We start from the raw sequence: 14,998 nt of genomic DNA, 5'->3' as shown, positions 1-14,998 counted from the left end.
AATGTTCTTTCACGCCACTGCCCCCCTTCGAGAATTACCCCCCTCGAGAAGATCAGCAGCCCGCGAGCCCAGGTTGCGATGCAACAATGTGGGCGAAAATCCCGCATCGTGCAAGGCCGCAGCCATTTGTTCGGCGGTAAAAACGGAGCGGTGTCGCCCTCCGGTACATCCAAAGGCTATGTGAACATAGGCCTTTCCCTGCGCGCGGTAGCGGGGAAGCAGCAGCAGCAACAGGTCGCGAATCCGCGCAAATGCCTCATCGAAGGCCGGGTCCTTGCGTATATAGTCTCCGACCGGCGCATCCTGCCCGGTCATCGGGCGTAGCTCGGAATCCCAATGGGGATTTTCGACGAAACGCATATCGAAGACGAAATCTGCAAGCGGTGGCATCCCGCGCGAGAACCCGAAACTGGACACGGTGATCGTGAGATCCTCGGGCTCATCGGCGGCGAAGCGTTCGCGAATCGTGCGTTGCAGGTCGTTAGACGTGAACTCGGTGGTTTCCACCAGGATGTCGGCCCAGCGTCGCAGCGGGGAGAGCAGTTCGCGCTCGGCGCGAATGCCGCTGTCCACCGGGGCATCGGCCGCCAGCGCGTGGCGTCGGCGGGTCTCGTTGAAGCGGCGCTCCAGTTCCTTGCTCGAACAGTCGAGGAACAGGGTGGTGACCTCGAGGTCGTGACGCTCGCCCAGCGCCTTGACCTGGGCGATCACGCGGTCAGGATTGAAGCCGCGGGTGCGGCAGTCAAAGCCGATGGCCAGCGGGGAGGGATCGTCCGAAGGCTTGCCCTCGATCATGCGCTCGAGAAGGCGGACCGGGAAATTGTCGATGATTTCCCACCCGAGGTCCTCGAGTACGCGGAGCACGGTCGTCTTGCCGGCACCGAGCATGCCGGTGACGAGCAGGACTTTCTGCTTGTGGGGACGCGCGGGGGGAGCCTGGGGGGAGTCGTCTTGCATCGGGGGCTGTTTGCGCTCGGAACCGGGGAAAGGGAAGGGGGAGACGTGCCGGTCGGTCACTCTGTGAGACCATAATGCAACAGCGCGAGTTCGGTCTTGAGGGGGAGCGAATCGCCATCCGGCCGGAGCCGCAAGTACGGCAGATCGACGCCGAGGAGTGTGATCCGGCCGGGCGAATCGACGAATCGCGGTGCCTCGCGGTCGAGCGAGAGGAAGAGCGCGACGGGCGCTTCATCGCGGCAAGCGAAGGGAAGCACGCCGAGATTGCGCACTTCCATCAGGCCGCGCGTGTTCGGATGGGGCTGTGCGAAGAGCCGGCCGTTCCGCGCTTCGAGCAGTACGCTGTCATCGCCGATCAGTTCGCCGCCGCGGTCTATCAGGCGTAGGGCGAGGCTCGATTTTCCGGTTCCGGAAGGCCCCTCGATCAGCACCGCGCGCCCGCCGATGGCGACGCAGGTGGACTGCCTGGCAATGCGGACGGCGTCGGCCAAGGTCAGGCGCTCTGCCAGGCGGGAAGCGAGATGAGCAACCGGGCGCCCTGTGCGCCATCGGTGCGGTCGGTCGCGCGCAGTTTGCCGTAGTGGGCCTCGACTATGGTGCGGGCGATGGCCAGTCCGAGCCCCGAGTGCTTGCCAAACTCCTCGCCGGAGGGGCGCAGCGAGTGGAACCGCTCGAATATCCGTTCCCGCGCCGCCTCGGGGATGCCGGGGCCGTGATCGGTGACGGCGATCGTGAGGCGGCCTTCGGTGCGGCCGACGGCGATCTCGATCGGCGTTCCCTCGGGTGAGAACGAGACGGCATTGTCGAGCAGGTTCTGCAATACTCGCTCCAGCCGCGAGGCATCGCCCGCCACCAGCAGGTCGCCGTCAGCTTCGCGCACGACCTTGATTATGCTCGATCCGTTGACCCCGCGCTGCTCGCGTTCGGCCACGAGCGCGCGGACCAGCCGCAGCATGTCCACGGGTTCGAAGGTCGTGCGGCTGAGCTGCGCGTCGATCCGGCTCGCATCGGCGATCTCGGTGACCAGGAAGTCGATCCGGCGCACGTCGTCCTTGGCGATGCCGATGAGCTGGCGGCGAAGGGCCGGTTCGTCGACCCGGTCGAGGCTTTCGAGGGCGCTGCGCAGGCTCGTCAACGGGTTCTTGAGTTCGTGCGCGACATCGGCGGCGAAGCTTTCCACCGCGTCGATGCGCTGGCGCAAGGCGCCGCTCATGTCGGAGATGGCGCGGGCGAGCAGGCCGATCTCGTCGCGCCGGTCCGGCAGGCGGGGGACGACTACGCTGCGATCGCGGCCGAGACGAACGCGCACGGCAGCGCGAACCAGCTTGCGCAGCGGCTCGACGATGGTGCGGGCAAGGAACAGCGAGAGCAGGATCGAGACGGTAAGCGCGCCGCCGACGATGATGGCAAGCGTCTGGCGCGCCATGCGCACGTTCTCGGTAATGTCGCGCGCGTTGCGGGTGACGAGCAGCGCCTCGCCGCGATTGCCCACAGGGGTTGCGGCGATGATGACGGGGGTGCGGTCCGGCGCGGCCTTGTGCGAGACCTCGGTTTCGCCGCTGGCGAGCGCGGCGGCCACTTCCGGCCAGGCCGAGGCGCCGGCGCGCGGGGCGTCGTGATAGTCGGCGACGGGCGGCGAGCCGAGCACCCAGTCCATGCCCCGGTCGAGCGCGCGGGCGGCATCCTGGAACCACGGTTCGGTGGCGGGATCGATCAGGGTGTAGGAGGGGCGGGCAAGGGTGAAGCTGTCGGCTTCGAGGGCGCCGTCGTTGCTGAACAGCCTCAGCCGCAATGCCTGCCCCGAGCCGATCCGCGTGATCAGGTCGCGCCGGCGGCCGGCGTTTTCACCGGCAAGGGCGATGGCCACGACTTCCGCTTCCGAACGGGCGAGGCGGAAGCGCTCGTCCAGCAGTTCGCGCCGATAGCTGTCGATGTAGAACAGGCTCCCCGCGAGCAGGGCCAGCGCGATCACATTCACGGCAAGGATGCGCGCGGTCAGCGAGACGCGCCACGGCATCCCGAGCCGGACCGCCAGAGATCCCTTGCGCCGTCCCGGTGTACGTTCAGCCATCGGCGAAGGAATAGCCCGCGCCATAGAGGGTGTCGATCGCCGAAAATTCCGGGTCCACCGCGCGGAACTTGCGGCGCAGGCGCTTGATGTGGCTGTCGATCGTGCGGTCGTCGACGTAGACGTCCTCGCTGTAGGCGGCGTCCATGAGCTGGTTGCGGCTCTTGACCACGCCGGGCCGCAGGGCGAGCGCTTCGAGGATGAGGAACTCTGTAACGGTGAGGGAGACGGGCTCTGCGTCCCATGTCACCTGATGGCGCGCCGGATCGAGGCGCAGACGGCCGCGGATGACGGGTTCGGGCAGGTTCTCCGCCACCGTCTCCTCGCTCGTGCCGCGAACCAGTTCGCTGCGCCGCAGGATCGCCCGGATGCGCGCCACCAGCAGGCGCTGGCTGAAGGGCTTGGTGATATAGTCGTCCGCCCCCATCGCAAGGCCCAGTGCCTCGTCCGGTTCCTCGTCCTTGGAGGTCAGGAAGATGACCGGCAGGCGCGACTGTTCGCGCAGCGCCTGGAGCAGATGAAGCCCGTCCATTCGGGGCATCTTGATATCGAAGATCGCAAGGTCCGGCGGATTGTCCAGCAGGGCCTTCAGCGCGGTTTCGCCGTCGGTATAGAGCCGGGTGGCGAAGCCTTCGGCCTGGAGCCCGATCGACACGGTGGTGAGGATGTTACGATCGTCGTCCACGAGGGCGATCGACTGCTGGCGGACGGGCGCTGGGGGCGGCGTCTCGTCAGGAGCGCCGGCGGATTGGCAGGGCGAATGCTGGGGGTTTGCCGACGGTTCGACCATGGGATTGCCCTGTGTTCCTTCCATTGCAATCGAACGCCGTGACTAGCGATTGGGGCACGTTCCGTCCACGGCTTTGCGACTCGTCTCGAAATTGCCCCGGAATGGTCGAAGTGTTGCCGTTCTACCCCCCTCGGTTGGTTTATCTTTGCGGAAATTTGACGGAAAAGGGGGTGGCGATTATTCGCAGCCCGATTCTTGCGCAAATGTCGGGGCGTGTCCGGTTTCGGTCGGTCGCGCCTTTATTGGAGGAGATGACATTGACCGCTACCCTTAAGTATTCGCTCGCCAGTCAAGGCATAGAAACACGCGCCAATGTGCTCGCGAACCTGGGCACCGCGCCACTGGTCGAGCAGGCGGTCAAGAACGGCGAGGGCGTGCTCGCCGCCGACGGGCCGTTCGTCGTCGCGACCGGTAAGCACACCGGGCGTTCGGCCAAGGACAAGTTCATCGTCAAGGACGCCGAGACCGAAAATACGGTCTGGTGGGGCAAGACCAACGTGCCGATGACGCCTGAACACTTCGCCGCGCTGAAAGAAGATTTCCTCGCTGCCGTGGCCGACAAGGACCAGCTCTACGTTGCCGACCTGTTTGGCGGTTCGCAGCCGGAACACCGCGTCAACGTGCGCGTCATCAACGAGTTCGCCTGGCACAACCTGTTCATCCGCACGCTTCTGGTCCGTCCGACCGAAACCGAACTGGAAAGCTTCGAGCCCGAATATACCATCATCGACCTGCCGAGTTTCCGCGCCGATCCCGAACGGCACGGTTCGCGCTCGGAAACGGTGATCGCGGTGAACTTCACCGAGAAGCTGATCCTGATCGGCGGCACCGCCTATGCCGGCGAAATGAAGAAGTCGGTCTTCGGCATCCTCAACTACCTGCTGCCGGTCAAGGGTGTGATGCCGATGCACTGCTCGGCCAACATCGGCCCCGAGGGTGACACCGCCGTGTTCTTCGGCCTTTCCGGCACCGGCAAGACCACGCTTTCGGCAGATGCCTCGCGCACGCTCATCGGTGACGACGAGCATGGCTGGTCGGACACCGCCGTGTTCAACTTCGAGGGCGGCTGCTACGCCAAGATGATCCGCCTTTCGGCCGAGGCCGAACCGGAAATCTTCGCGACCACGAAGCGTTTCGGCACCGTGCTCGAAAACGTGGTGATCGATCCCGACACCCGCCAGATCGACCTCGACGACAACTCGCTTGCCGAGAACAGCCGCGGTTCCTACCCGATCGACTTCATTCCGAACTGCTCGGAAAAGAACCTCGGCCCGGTTCCGAAGAACATCATCTTCCTCACGGCCGACGCTTACGGCGTGCTTCCTCCGATCGCGCGTCTCACACCCGATCAGGCGATGTATCACTTCCTCTCGGGCTACACTGCGCGCGTCGCGGGCACCGAGATCGGCGTGACCGAACCCGAAGCGACTTTCTCGACCTGCTTTGGCGCGCCGTTCATGCCGCGTCATCCCTCGGTCTACGGCAACCTCCTCAAGGAGCGTATCGCCAAGGGCGGCGTGAAGTGCTGGCTGGTCAACACCGGTTGGTCGGGCGGCAAGGCCACGATGGAAGGCATCAAGCGCATGCCGATCAAGGCGACCCGCGCGCTGCTCAACGCCGCGCTCGACGGCAGCCTCAACGATGCCGAGTTCAAGGAAGATCCGAACTTCGGCTTCGAGGTTCCGGTTGCGGTTCCCGGCGTCGACACCAAGCTGCTCGACCCGCGCGGCGCCTGGGTTGACGGCAGTGAGTATGACAAGACCGCACAGACCCTGGTGAAGCAGTTCATCGACAATTTCGCGCAGTTCGAAGCGCATGTCGACGAAGGCGTCCGCAAGGCGGCACCGGTCGCGGCCTGAGCGGCGATGGCGCCTTTACAGGCGCTGTTCGGCTCGAATTAAGTACAGGGCCTCGGAACTTCGGTTCCGGGGCCCTTGTTTTGTCATCAGGACCGTGCATCCTCGCCATCCCCCTCTCTAGGAGATACGACCATGGGACTTTTCGACGGTATCCTTGGACAAGTCAGCGACCATCCGGATGTGGCTAACCTCGCCTCCAAGCTCGGCCTTGAGCCCGCGCAGGCGGAGCAGGCGATCGCCGCGCTGGGCCTCGCGCATCAGCAGGAGGGCGACACCGCACAACTCGCGGCGGAAAAGACCGGGCTTGGTGTCGGCACGATCCAGCAGGTGATCGCGGCGATCGGCGGCGAAGGCTCGCTCAGCCAGTTCGCCAGTCTGGTGGGCAGCGATCCCGCGAAGTTCACCGCTTTTCTCGACAAGGACGGCGACGGCAGCGTCATGGATGACCTGACCGACCTTGCGAAGGGCTTCTTCGGCAAGAAGTAAGCCGGTCTATCGTCGTCCCGGGACTGTCCCGGGACGACATTTCAGCTTCGGTCAGTTCGCCTTGCCGGTGGCGATGTAGCTGTCGATGTTCTTCGCCAGCACGTCGAGCGGGACGTTGCCGCCATCGACCACGGCCTGGTCGAAGTCTCGCAGGTCGTAGCGTGCGCCAAGCGCCGCCTGTGCGCGGCTGCGCTGGCGGTTGATCTCGGAATGACCCATCTTGTAGCCGCAGGCCTGGCCCGGCCATGAGCAGTAGCGGTCCACTTCGTTGACCACTTCCTCGCGCTTGTTGCCGTTCTTCTCCATGAAGAAGCGCACCGCCTGTTCGCGGCTCCAGCCCTTGGCGTGGAGGCCGGTGTCCACGACCATGCGGCAGGCCCGGAAAGCGATCGACTGGAGGTAGCCGAGCTGGCCGACGGGATCGTCGGCATAGGCGCCGAGTTCGTCCGCAAGCTGCTCGCCGTAAAGCGCCCAGCCTTCGGAATAGGCGTTGAAGGCCAGGATCGAGCGGATCAGCGGCAGGCGGTTGGCATATTCGCCCTGCCAGACGTGACCGGGGATCGCTTCATGGTGGACCAGGGTCGGCAGGTCGTACTTGCGGTGCAGGTCGGTGGTGCGCAAGTTGATCCACATCTTGCCCGGAACCGAACCGTCGATCGATCCGGCGCCGCCATATGCGGTCGGCGCGCCGGGCTCCTCGGCCAGCGGCAGGCGGCGAACCTCGACGTTCCCCTTCACCGGATCGCGGAAGGCGCGCGGCATCTGGGCGCGGATCCAGTCGATCCGATGGCGGATGAAGGCCATGATCTCGGTGCGGCCGGGGTCGCCTTCGGCGAACATGAAGCGCTTGTCGGTGCCGAGCGCGGTCATCCGTTCGCCAACAGTGCCGGTGGTATAGCCGAGCTTCTGGAGGATGGGGTCCATGCGGCCATGGAGCGCGGCCAGTTCCTCGATCCCGCGCTGGTGGATTTCCTCGGCGGGGACAGGCGTGGTCGTGCTGGCGCGCAGGGCCCAGGCGTAGAACTCGGCGCCGTGCGGGCGTTCGCGCATTCCGGGATCGCTCTTGGCCAGACCGCGCTGGCGCTTGAGTTCGGCAAGCTGGCGTTCGAGCGCGGGCACGACTTCGGCGGACACGATGGCCTTGGCGCGGCGGTCCCAGTCTCCGGGGATCGAGGCGGTGCGGCCCACGAGCGAAGCGACGAGGCCGCCGCCGTTGTTGCGGGCGTCCTCGATCGTGCTGGTCATCTGCGCGATCGCGCGGTCGAGCAGGAAATCGGGCGGGACGAGGCCCTGGTCCGTGGCCTTGCGGATGCGTTCCAGTTCGCCGTCGAGCTGGTCGTCGAACTTGGCAAGACGGGCGAGATAGGCCTCGGCATCGGCGCCGTTCTTCACCGGATGGTCGGCGTCGAGGAACTTGGGCGTGTCGAGATAGGCGCCGACGTTCTGGATCACGACGTAGGGCGTATTGCGCCAGCCGCCCACCGCGACATCGCCGTAGGGCTGCGCAAACCCGTCCAGCGAGGTGCGGTAGGCGCTGCGCACCACGGCGAGGCTGGTCTGCGTGGCATGGTCCAGGCCCGCGGTCGGCACCGCTTCCACGCGGGCGAGATCTTCGCGCAGGGTCCTGGCGAGCGCGGCCTTGCCCGCGAACGAGCGGTCTTCGGCCTTGGCACGCAGGGCGGCATGGGCGCCCACGTCGATGCCCAGTCCGGTCGCCCCTTCGGGGTTGTGGTCGAGCAGTCTCCACGCGGCCGAATCGAGCAGTGCGGCGGCTTTCTGCTGGGCAGGGTTTCCGGAAGCAGCGCCTGCCGCGGCCTGTGCTACGCCGGGCAGGGCGATGCTGGCGGTGCCGGCGGCAAGGAACTGGAGGGTGGTGCGCCGCGAGAGGGATGCGGCCTTGGTCTGGGTGTCTTGCATGGCGGCGAAACTGGCGAGGCGATGTCTTCAAGTCAAACCCGCTCGATTGCGGCAAACGTCTGCGCTAAGAAAAAGCCATGGATATTGCACTCTCACTCATGATCCCGGCCATCATCGCGCTCCTGCTGGGCGCGCTGGCGCTCTACCGACGCGGCGGCAATCGCAAGCAGGCCGGATTGATGCTGGTGCTGGCGGGCGTGCTCACCGTCAACGTGGCGATCTGGACCCTGCCCAATTCCAACGGCGATACGCTGGCGCGCGCGGGAGATGCGAAAACGGCGCCGGAGTAAATCTCCGGCGCCGCTCATCCGTTCGAAACGCCCTGGATCAGGTTCGGGGCGTTACTTGATCGGGCAGTCCGGCGCGAGGCGCATGTCGAGGTAGTTGTCTACCGAGCGCATGAGATCCGGCACTTCGTTTTCGAAGAAGTGGTTGGCGCGCGGGATTTCGTCGTGATGGATGGTGATGTGCTTCTGCGTGCGCAGCTTGTCGACCAGCTTCTGCACGGCGCCCGGCGTAACCACCGTGTCTGCCGCGCCCTGCACGATGATGCCCGATGCGGGGCAGGGCGCCAGGAACGAGAAGTCGTACATGTTCGCCGGCGGGGCTACCGAGATGAAGCCGCGGATTTCCGGGCGGCGCATCAGCAGCTGCATGCCGATCAGCGCACCGAACGAGTAGCCCGCGATCCAGGTGGTCGAGGCTTCGGGATGGATCGACTGCACCCAGTCTAGCGCGGCGGCGGCGTCGGACAGTTCGCCCACGCCATTGTCGAAGCTGCCCTGGCTGCGGCCGACGCCGCGGAAATTGAAGCGCAGGGTGGCGAAGCCGCGCGCCACGAACGTCTTGTAGAGGTGCTGGGTGATGCGGTCGTTCATCGTCCCGCCGGCCTGGGGGTGCGGGTGGAGGATCATCGCCACGGGCGCGCGCGGACGCGGTGCCGGCTGGAAACGGCCTTCAAGGCGACCTTCGGGTCCGGGGAAGATGACTGCGGGCATGTGTCTGCGAACCTGACCTGTTGAAACTCCCGCGAAACGGCGGCGAAATTCTCGCCAGCCATCGCGGGAGTGGAAAAAGGGAAGTTCGCTATATAGAAACCTTGGCTCCGAAAACAACTTTTCAAGCGATGTCAGCTCAACAGATCTATCTCGACCACGCGGCGACCACGCCGCTCCTGCCCCAGGCGCGCAATGCATGGCTGGAAGGTGCGGCTTTCTGGGCCAATCCTTCGAGCCCTCACCGGCAGGGCCGCGCAGCGCGTGCCGCGCTCGAAGACGCGCGCGCCCGGATGAAAGGGCTGCTCGGGTGGCAGGGTGAACTGATTTTCACTTCGGGTGCGAGCGAGGCTCTCGCCATTGCCATTCGCGGGTCGAAACGCGTGCTTTCTGCGGTTTCTCCGATCGAGCATGAGGCGGTGCTGCGTCATGGCGCGGCGGCAGCAAGGCTTGCCGTGGACTCCTCGGGCCTAGTCGATCCGGCGGGTGCGGCGCTGGAGGGGCTGGTCGCGGTGCAGCAGGTCAATTCCGAAACGGGCGTGATCCAGCCGCTGGCCGAAGTCGCAGAGGCGGTGAAAGCCGCCGGCGGCGTGCTGCTTGCCGACTGTGCGCAAGGCGCGGGGAAGCTCTCGTTGCCACCCGCCGACCTCATCGCCCTGGCGGCGCACAAGTTCGGCGGCCCCATCGGCACCGGCGCGCTGCTGGTGCGCGACTGGGCCTTGCTCGAACCGAGCGGTGGTCAGGAGCGCGGCTACCGTGCGGGAACCGAGAACCTCCCCGGCGCACTGGCAATGGTCGCCGCGCTGGAGGCCGGCAGCGAATGGATGGTCGAGGCCCGCAGGCTTCGCGCCCTGCTCGAGACGGAAATCCTGGCGGCCGGGGGTGAAGTGGTCGGCGGCGAAGCCGAACGAAGCCCGACAATCGGCGGTTACCGGATGCCGGGGCTGTCTTCCGCCGCGCAGCTCATCCGGTTCGACGCCATGGGCATCGCCGTCTCTGCGGGAAGCGCCTGTTCCTCTGGATCGCTCAGGACCAGTCACGTTCTGGAGGCGATGAACTATCCGCATCCGACGGAAGTGATCCGGGTGTCGATCGGCCGCGAGACTTGCGAGGCCGATATCGCGCGCTTCCTTGATGCCTGGCGCGCGATTGCCGGAAGCCGGCGCGCGGCATGATCTATCTCGACTATCAGGCGACGACGCCGCTGGCTCCCGAAGCGCGCGAGGCCATGCTGCCATGGCTGGGCGGGCCGGAAGCGGTGGGCTTCGCCAACCCCCATAGCCCGCACCGGCCGGGCCGGGCCGCTGCCGCCATCGTTGAAGTGGCACGCGATCAGGTTGCCGCCTTGCTGCCGCCGGGCGGGCGGGTGATCTTCACTTCCGGTGCGACCGAGGCGATCAATCTCGCCATGGCGGGGAGCAGGGCGCGGAGCCTTGCGGTTTCCGCCATCGAACATGCCGCCGTGCTCGACACGGCGCGGGCGCTCGATCCGGCGGTTTCCATCCTGCCGGTGAACGCGGAGGGGCTGGTCGATCCGGCCACGAAGATCGCGGAAGGGACGGGCCTTGTCGCCGTCATGCAGGTCAACAACGAGATCGGCACGATCCAGCCGGTCGAAGCTCTTGCCCGAGCCGTCCATGCCGCAGGCGCGCTGTTCCTTTGCGATGCCGTCCAGGGGGCGGGCAAGATCGCGGCGCCTGTCGGCGCGGACCTGATCGCGATCTCGGCCCACAAGCTCTATGGGCCGAAGGGGATCGGGGCGCTCTGGGTGCGTGACGGGCTTGAGCTGGCGCCGATGATGCACGGCGGCGGGCAGGAGCAGGGCCTGCGTTCGGGCACGCTCAGTCCCGCGCTTTGCGCCGGGTTCGGCGTGGCCGCATCGCTCGCGGCAGCGCGGATGGAAGAGGACGCCGCGCGTGTCGAGGCGTTGTGGGATGCCGCGCGCGCAGTGCTGGCGCGCTGGACCCTCAACGGCTCGTCCACAGATCGCTGGCGCGGAAATCTCAACTTGCGCTTGCCGGGGCTCGATGTGGCGCGGCTGATGTCCGACCTCAGGAACGTGGCGTTTTCCGCCGGTTCCGCCTGTGCCAGCGGCTCGGGACGGCCCAGCCACGTGCTCAAGGCGCTCGGACTTTCCGATTCCGGCGCCAAAGCCTCTATCCGTCTGGGATTCGGGCGATATAGTGACCTTGGGGAGCTGAAGGATGCCTGCATACGAATAGAAGCCGCAGCAGCGGCGCAGGGAGTCTGAGTTGCTGAACGTGAGGTTTTTGACCGCGGAAGGAAAACTCGTTCTGGCCGAGGCCGAGACGGGAGACGTTCTGCTGCGTGTGGCGCAAGCTGCCGGTATGCCGCTCGAAGGAACGTGCGAGGGGCAGATGGCCTGCTCGACCTGCCACGTGATCGTCGCGCCCGACTGGTTCGACAGGCTGGAACCGGCCTCGATGGACGAGGAAGACATGCTCGACCTCGCCGCCGGAGTTGCGCGGACCAGCCGCCTGTCCTGCCAGATCGAACTGACTCAGGCGCTGGACGGTTTGGAGGTCAGGATTCCGGGCGTTTCACGGGACATGCAGATCGGCTGATCGTCACCCCGGAACAGTCCGGGATGACGACTTCGGCCTGTTCAGGCTTCCTCGCCCGGTTGCGTGCGGCGGCGATACAGGCTCATTCCATAGCGGATGCCCAGTCCGACCAAACCCAGCGGCACGATGACGGCTGCGGCGAGGATGAGGAAGCCGATGACCGCGCCCAGTACGGTCCCCACATTGCCGAGAGCGCCTCGGATCGGTCCCATGAAACCGCCGCTCGACGGTGTTCCGGCTTCGTAGGATATGTTTATCCGGCTGTAATCGACGCGGCCTTGCATTTCCGCGAGCCAGCTTTTCGCTTCGTCGATCTCTTCATTGACCTTGGCGACTCCGCGTTCCGCTTCGACCAGTTCGGCGACGGTGCCCTTGCGGCTGGCCAGCACTTCCATCAGCCGGTCACGCAGCACGGTGCGGGCGCGCAGGCGGGCCTCGGTATCGACGATCTGCTTCGAGAGATCCTCACCCGAAATCCCGCTTGAAACCTCTTCGCCTTCCGCGGCGCCGGCGATTTTGCCGAGTTCGGTTCCGAATGAGCGGGCGCGAGGGGCCGCGACGGCGAGCGAGAGGGAACCCGAGGCATAGTCGCCCTCGGCGCCGCTCTGCTTCATGTCGAGGATCTGGCAGACCTGCGGGCCTTGCTTTTCGCAGAGATCGGCCTGTTTGCGCTGGACTTGCGGGATGGCGGCAGCGCTCAGGCGGTAGCCGTATTCGTAGACATAGGCGATCTTCGGCGCATTCGGTGCGCTCACGGCAATGGGATCGCTGCTCCCTGCAGCGACTTCTTCCTTGCTGTCGGAAGTGGTGACTTTTCGAAGGTCGCGAGGAGACTCGCCTCCGCAACCGGCAAGCGCCAGTAAAGCCAAGGCCATGAATGTCTTGCGCATCGTTTCCCCCTTTTGATGACGCGCTGATTCGAAGGCAGGCGCTATCCGAGCGGCAAGCTTATGGAAAACGCTGAAAAGCGACTTTGGCACTGGGAAGGGCGCTGCTAGGGTCCGTGCCATGGTGACCACGACCGACGAAGACTCAGATCCTTTCGACGCCATCGTCGATGCGCCTTTCGATGCTGCGCTCTCAGAGCGCTATCTTGTCTATGCCCTGTCCACGATCACGGCCCGTTCGCTGCCGGACTTGCGAGATGGACTGAAGCCCGTGCATCGCCGTCTGCTCTGGGCGATGCGGCAGCTCAAGCTTGATCCGGGCAATGCCTACAAGAAGTCCGCGCGCGTTGTTGGCGACGTGATCGGTAAGTATCACCCGCATGGCGATGCCTCGGTCTACGACGCGATGGTCCGCCTCGCGCAGGACTTCTCGCTGCGCTATCCGCTGGTGCAGGGGCAGGGCAACTTCGGCAATATCGACGGCGATAACGCGGCGGCCTACCGCTACACCGAAGCGCGCCTGACGCGCACGGCGATCCACCTGATGGCCGGGCTGGACGAAGGCACTGTCGACTTCGTTCCCACCTACAACGGCGAGGAAAGCGAGCCGGAGATATTCCCCGGCCTGTTCCCGAACCTGCTGGCGAACGGCGCCACCGGCATCGCCGTGGGCATGGCAACCTCGATCCCCAGCCACAACGTCGCGGAGATCATCGACGCGACCTTGATGCTGATCGACAATCCCCATGCCGAGCATGACCAGCTCATGCAGGTCTTCCACGGCCCGGACTTTGCCACCGGCGGCCTCGTGGTGGACAGCCCGGAGGCGATCAGCCACGCCTATGCCACCGGCAAGGGCGCCTTCCGCGTGCGCGGCCGCTTTTCCTGCGGAAAGGACGAGGCGGGCAACTGGGAGGAAACCGGGGTCGAGAAACTGGGCAGCGGCCAGTGGCAGCTCGTCATTTCCGAAATCCCCTACATGCTGGCCAAGGGCAAGCTGATCGAGCAGGTCGCCCAGCTCATCGCCGACCGCAAGCTGCCGATCCTCGAAGACATTCGCGACGAGAGCGACGAGCAGATCCGCATCGTCTTCGTGCCCAAGAGCCGCAATGTCGATCCGGAACTGCTGAAGGAAAGCCTCTACCGGCTGACCGACCTCGAAAGCCGATTCTCGCTCAACCTCAACGTGCTGGATTCGCACCGCACGCCGGGTGTGCTGGGGCTCAAGCTGCTGCTGTCGGAATGGGTCTACAGCCAGATCGACATCCTGCTGCGCCGTACCCGGCACCGGCTGGAAAAGATCGCCTCGCGGCTGGAACTGGTTGCCGGCTACATCATCGCCTATCTCAACCTTGACCGGATTATCGAGATCATCCGTACCGAGGACGAGCCCAAGCCGGTGATGATGGCCGAGTTCGAGCTGACCGACCGTCAGGCCGAAGCCATCCTCAACATGCGCCTGCGGTCCTTGCGCAAGCTTGAGGAAATGGAGCTTCGCAAGGAGCACGAGGAACTGCTTCGGGAGCAGGAAGAGCTCAACAAGCTGCTCGAAAGCCCGGCGCGCCAACGGACCCGGCTCAAGCGCGACCTTGCCAACTTGCGCAAGGACTATGCCGAGAATACCGAGCTTGGCCGTCGCCGCACCACGATCGCGCAGGCCACGCCAACGGTCGAGTTCAGCATGGACGCGATGATCGAGAAGGAGCCGGTCACGGTGATCCTCTCGGCCAAGGGCTGGATACGCGCCGCCAGGGGGCATGTCGCCCTGGACGGCGATTTCAAGTTCAAGGAAGGCGACGGCCCGGCCTATGCCTTCCACGCGCAGACGACCGACAAGATCCTGCTCGCGGTGGACAACGGGCGCTTCTACACGCTCGGTGCCGACAAGCTGCCCGGCGCGCGCGGCTTTGGCGAGCCGATCCGCACGATGATCGACATCGACACCGAGGCGCATATCGTTGCGGCCCTGCCATACAGGCCCAAGGCGCAGTTGTTGCTGGCCTCCAATATCGGGCGCGGCTTCGCGGCGGAAACCGACGAACTTCTGGCTGAAACCCGCAAGGGCCGTGCGGTCATGTCCACCAAACTGGGCGTGCAGCTGGTCGTCGTTCGGGAAATCCCGGCCGAGCACGATCACGTCGCGGTCGTGGGCGACAATCGCAAGCTGGTGATCTTCAGTCTCGAAGAACTGCCGGTCATGGCAAAGGGGCAGGGCGTGACGCTCCAGCGTTACCGTGACGGCGGCATGTCGGACATCACCACGCTGAAGCTGGAGGACGGCCTTTCCTGGACCATGGGCGGCGAAAGCGGCCGCACGCGGACCGAGAAGGACACGGTGATGTGGAAGGTCGCGCGCGGCGCGGCGGGCCGGCTGCCGCCGGTCGGCTTCCCGCGCGACAACAAGTTCCAGGGCTGAGTTCGCGCGCCGTCCCGGTTCCGTTCCGGGACGGCGCC

At 65.6% G+C, this 14,998-nt stretch carries 14 protein-coding genes; 7 read left to right on the top strand and 7 right to left on the bottom strand.

What is annotated here, in order from left to right; translation table 11 throughout:
- Positions 1–9: 9 nt before the first annotated feature.
- Genes rapZ through ACXJ16_RS06350 form a run of 4 tightly spaced genes read right to left on the bottom strand, consistent with a single transcriptional unit; the run spans position 10 to position 3,815 of the window.
- Positions 10–957 carry an RNase adapter RapZ gene (gene rapZ / locus ACXJ16_RS06365; protein ID WP_054441540.1) on the bottom strand — a complete coding sequence of 316 codons (948 nt, stop codon included), beginning with the start codon at positions 955–957 and terminating at the stop codon, positions 10–12.
- A 56-nt stretch (positions 958–1,013) separates the two neighbouring features.
- The gene (locus ACXJ16_RS06360) at positions 1,014–1,448 is read right to left on the bottom strand and encodes an HPr kinase/phosphorylase (RefSeq protein WP_324694771.1); all 435 of its coding nucleotides are present in this window, start codon (positions 1,446–1,448) and stop codon (positions 1,014–1,016) included.
- 2 nt (positions 1,449–1,450) lie between these two features.
- Positions 1,451–3,028, bottom strand: coding sequence for a sensor histidine kinase (locus ACXJ16_RS06355; RefSeq protein ID WP_324694773.1), 1,578 nt, complete (start codon positions 3,026–3,028; stop codon positions 1,451–1,453).
- Positions 3,021–3,815: a response regulator transcription factor gene (locus ACXJ16_RS06350; RefSeq protein ID WP_324694775.1), complete on the bottom strand. Its 795-nt coding sequence runs from the start codon at positions 3,813–3,815 to the stop codon at positions 3,021–3,023. The genes ACXJ16_RS06355 and ACXJ16_RS06350 overlap by 8 nt, the downstream gene beginning before the upstream one ends.
- A 257-nt stretch (positions 3,816–4,072) precedes the next feature.
- Here ACXJ16_RS06350 and ACXJ16_RS06345 point away from each other — a divergent pair, with 257 nt between their 5' ends.
- Positions 4,073–5,674: a phosphoenolpyruvate carboxykinase gene (locus tag ACXJ16_RS06345; protein WP_132468751.1), complete on the top strand. Its 1,602-nt coding sequence runs from the start codon at positions 4,073–4,075 to the stop codon at positions 5,672–5,674.
- Between the two features lie 132 nt (positions 5,675–5,806).
- Positions 5,807–6,160, top strand: a complete 354-nt coding sequence (locus tag ACXJ16_RS06340) for a hypothetical protein (RefSeq protein ID WP_185997543.1) — start codon at positions 5,807–5,809, stop codon at positions 6,158–6,160.
- Between the two features lie 51 nt (positions 6,161–6,211).
- Here ACXJ16_RS06340 and ACXJ16_RS06335 read toward each other — a convergent pair whose 3' ends face one another.
- Positions 6,212–8,077 carry a DUF885 domain-containing protein gene (locus ACXJ16_RS06335; protein WP_324694779.1) on the bottom strand — a complete coding sequence of 622 codons (1,866 nt, stop codon included), beginning with the start codon at positions 8,075–8,077 and terminating at the stop codon, positions 6,212–6,214.
- A 77-nt stretch (positions 8,078–8,154) separates the two neighbouring features.
- Here ACXJ16_RS06335 and ACXJ16_RS06330 point away from each other — a divergent pair, with 77 nt between their 5' ends.
- Complete coding sequence (locus tag ACXJ16_RS06330; protein WP_324694781.1) at positions 8,155–8,367, top strand: hypothetical protein; 213 nt, start codon at positions 8,155–8,157, stop codon at positions 8,365–8,367.
- A 51-nt stretch (positions 8,368–8,418) separates the two neighbouring features.
- On the opposite strand, the gene ACXJ16_RS06325 is transcribed toward ACXJ16_RS06330, so the two are convergent.
- Positions 8,419–9,075, bottom strand: coding sequence for an alpha/beta hydrolase (locus tag ACXJ16_RS06325; protein ID WP_054441549.1), 657 nt, complete (start codon positions 9,073–9,075; stop codon positions 8,419–8,421).
- A gap of 128 nt (positions 9,076–9,203) precedes the next feature.
- On the opposite strand from ACXJ16_RS06325, the gene ACXJ16_RS06320 reads away from it, so the two are divergent.
- Genes ACXJ16_RS06320 through ACXJ16_RS06310 form a run of 3 tightly spaced genes read left to right on the top strand, consistent with a single transcriptional unit; the run spans position 9,204 to position 11,657 of the window.
- Positions 9,204–10,247 (top strand): cysteine desulfurase family protein, encoded by a 1,044-nt coding sequence (locus tag ACXJ16_RS06320; RefSeq protein WP_324694784.1) that lies wholly within the window; start codon positions 9,204–9,206, stop codon positions 10,245–10,247.
- Entirely contained in the window at positions 10,244–11,323 is a 1,080-nt protein-coding gene (locus ACXJ16_RS06315; protein WP_324694786.1) for a cysteine desulfurase family protein, read from the top strand. Before ACXJ16_RS06320 ends, ACXJ16_RS06315 begins: the two co-directional genes overlap by 4 nt.
- Positions 11,324–11,327: 4 nt before the next feature.
- Positions 11,328–11,657: a 2Fe-2S iron-sulfur cluster-binding protein gene (locus tag ACXJ16_RS06310; RefSeq protein WP_369818345.1), complete on the top strand. Its 330-nt coding sequence runs from the start codon at positions 11,328–11,330 to the stop codon at positions 11,655–11,657.
- A gap of 41 nt (positions 11,658–11,698) precedes the next feature.
- Here ACXJ16_RS06310 and ACXJ16_RS06305 read toward each other — a convergent pair whose 3' ends face one another.
- Positions 11,699–12,547 (bottom strand): DUF4349 domain-containing protein, encoded by an 849-nt coding sequence (locus ACXJ16_RS06305; protein ID WP_324694790.1) that lies wholly within the window; start codon positions 12,545–12,547, stop codon positions 11,699–11,701.
- A gap of 118 nt (positions 12,548–12,665) precedes the next feature.
- Here ACXJ16_RS06305 and parC point away from each other — a divergent pair, with 118 nt between their 5' ends.
- Entirely contained in the window at positions 12,666–14,960 is a 2,295-nt protein-coding gene (parC, locus tag ACXJ16_RS06300) for a DNA topoisomerase IV subunit A (RefSeq protein WP_324694792.1), read from the top strand.
- Positions 14,961–14,998 lie beyond the last annotated feature (38 nt).

It is taken from the genome of Novosphingobium sp. TK71, assembly GCF_055361505.1.
The sequence above is the reverse complement of the archived record's forward strand: the minus strand, read 5'-3'. Positions and strand labels throughout refer to the sequence as shown.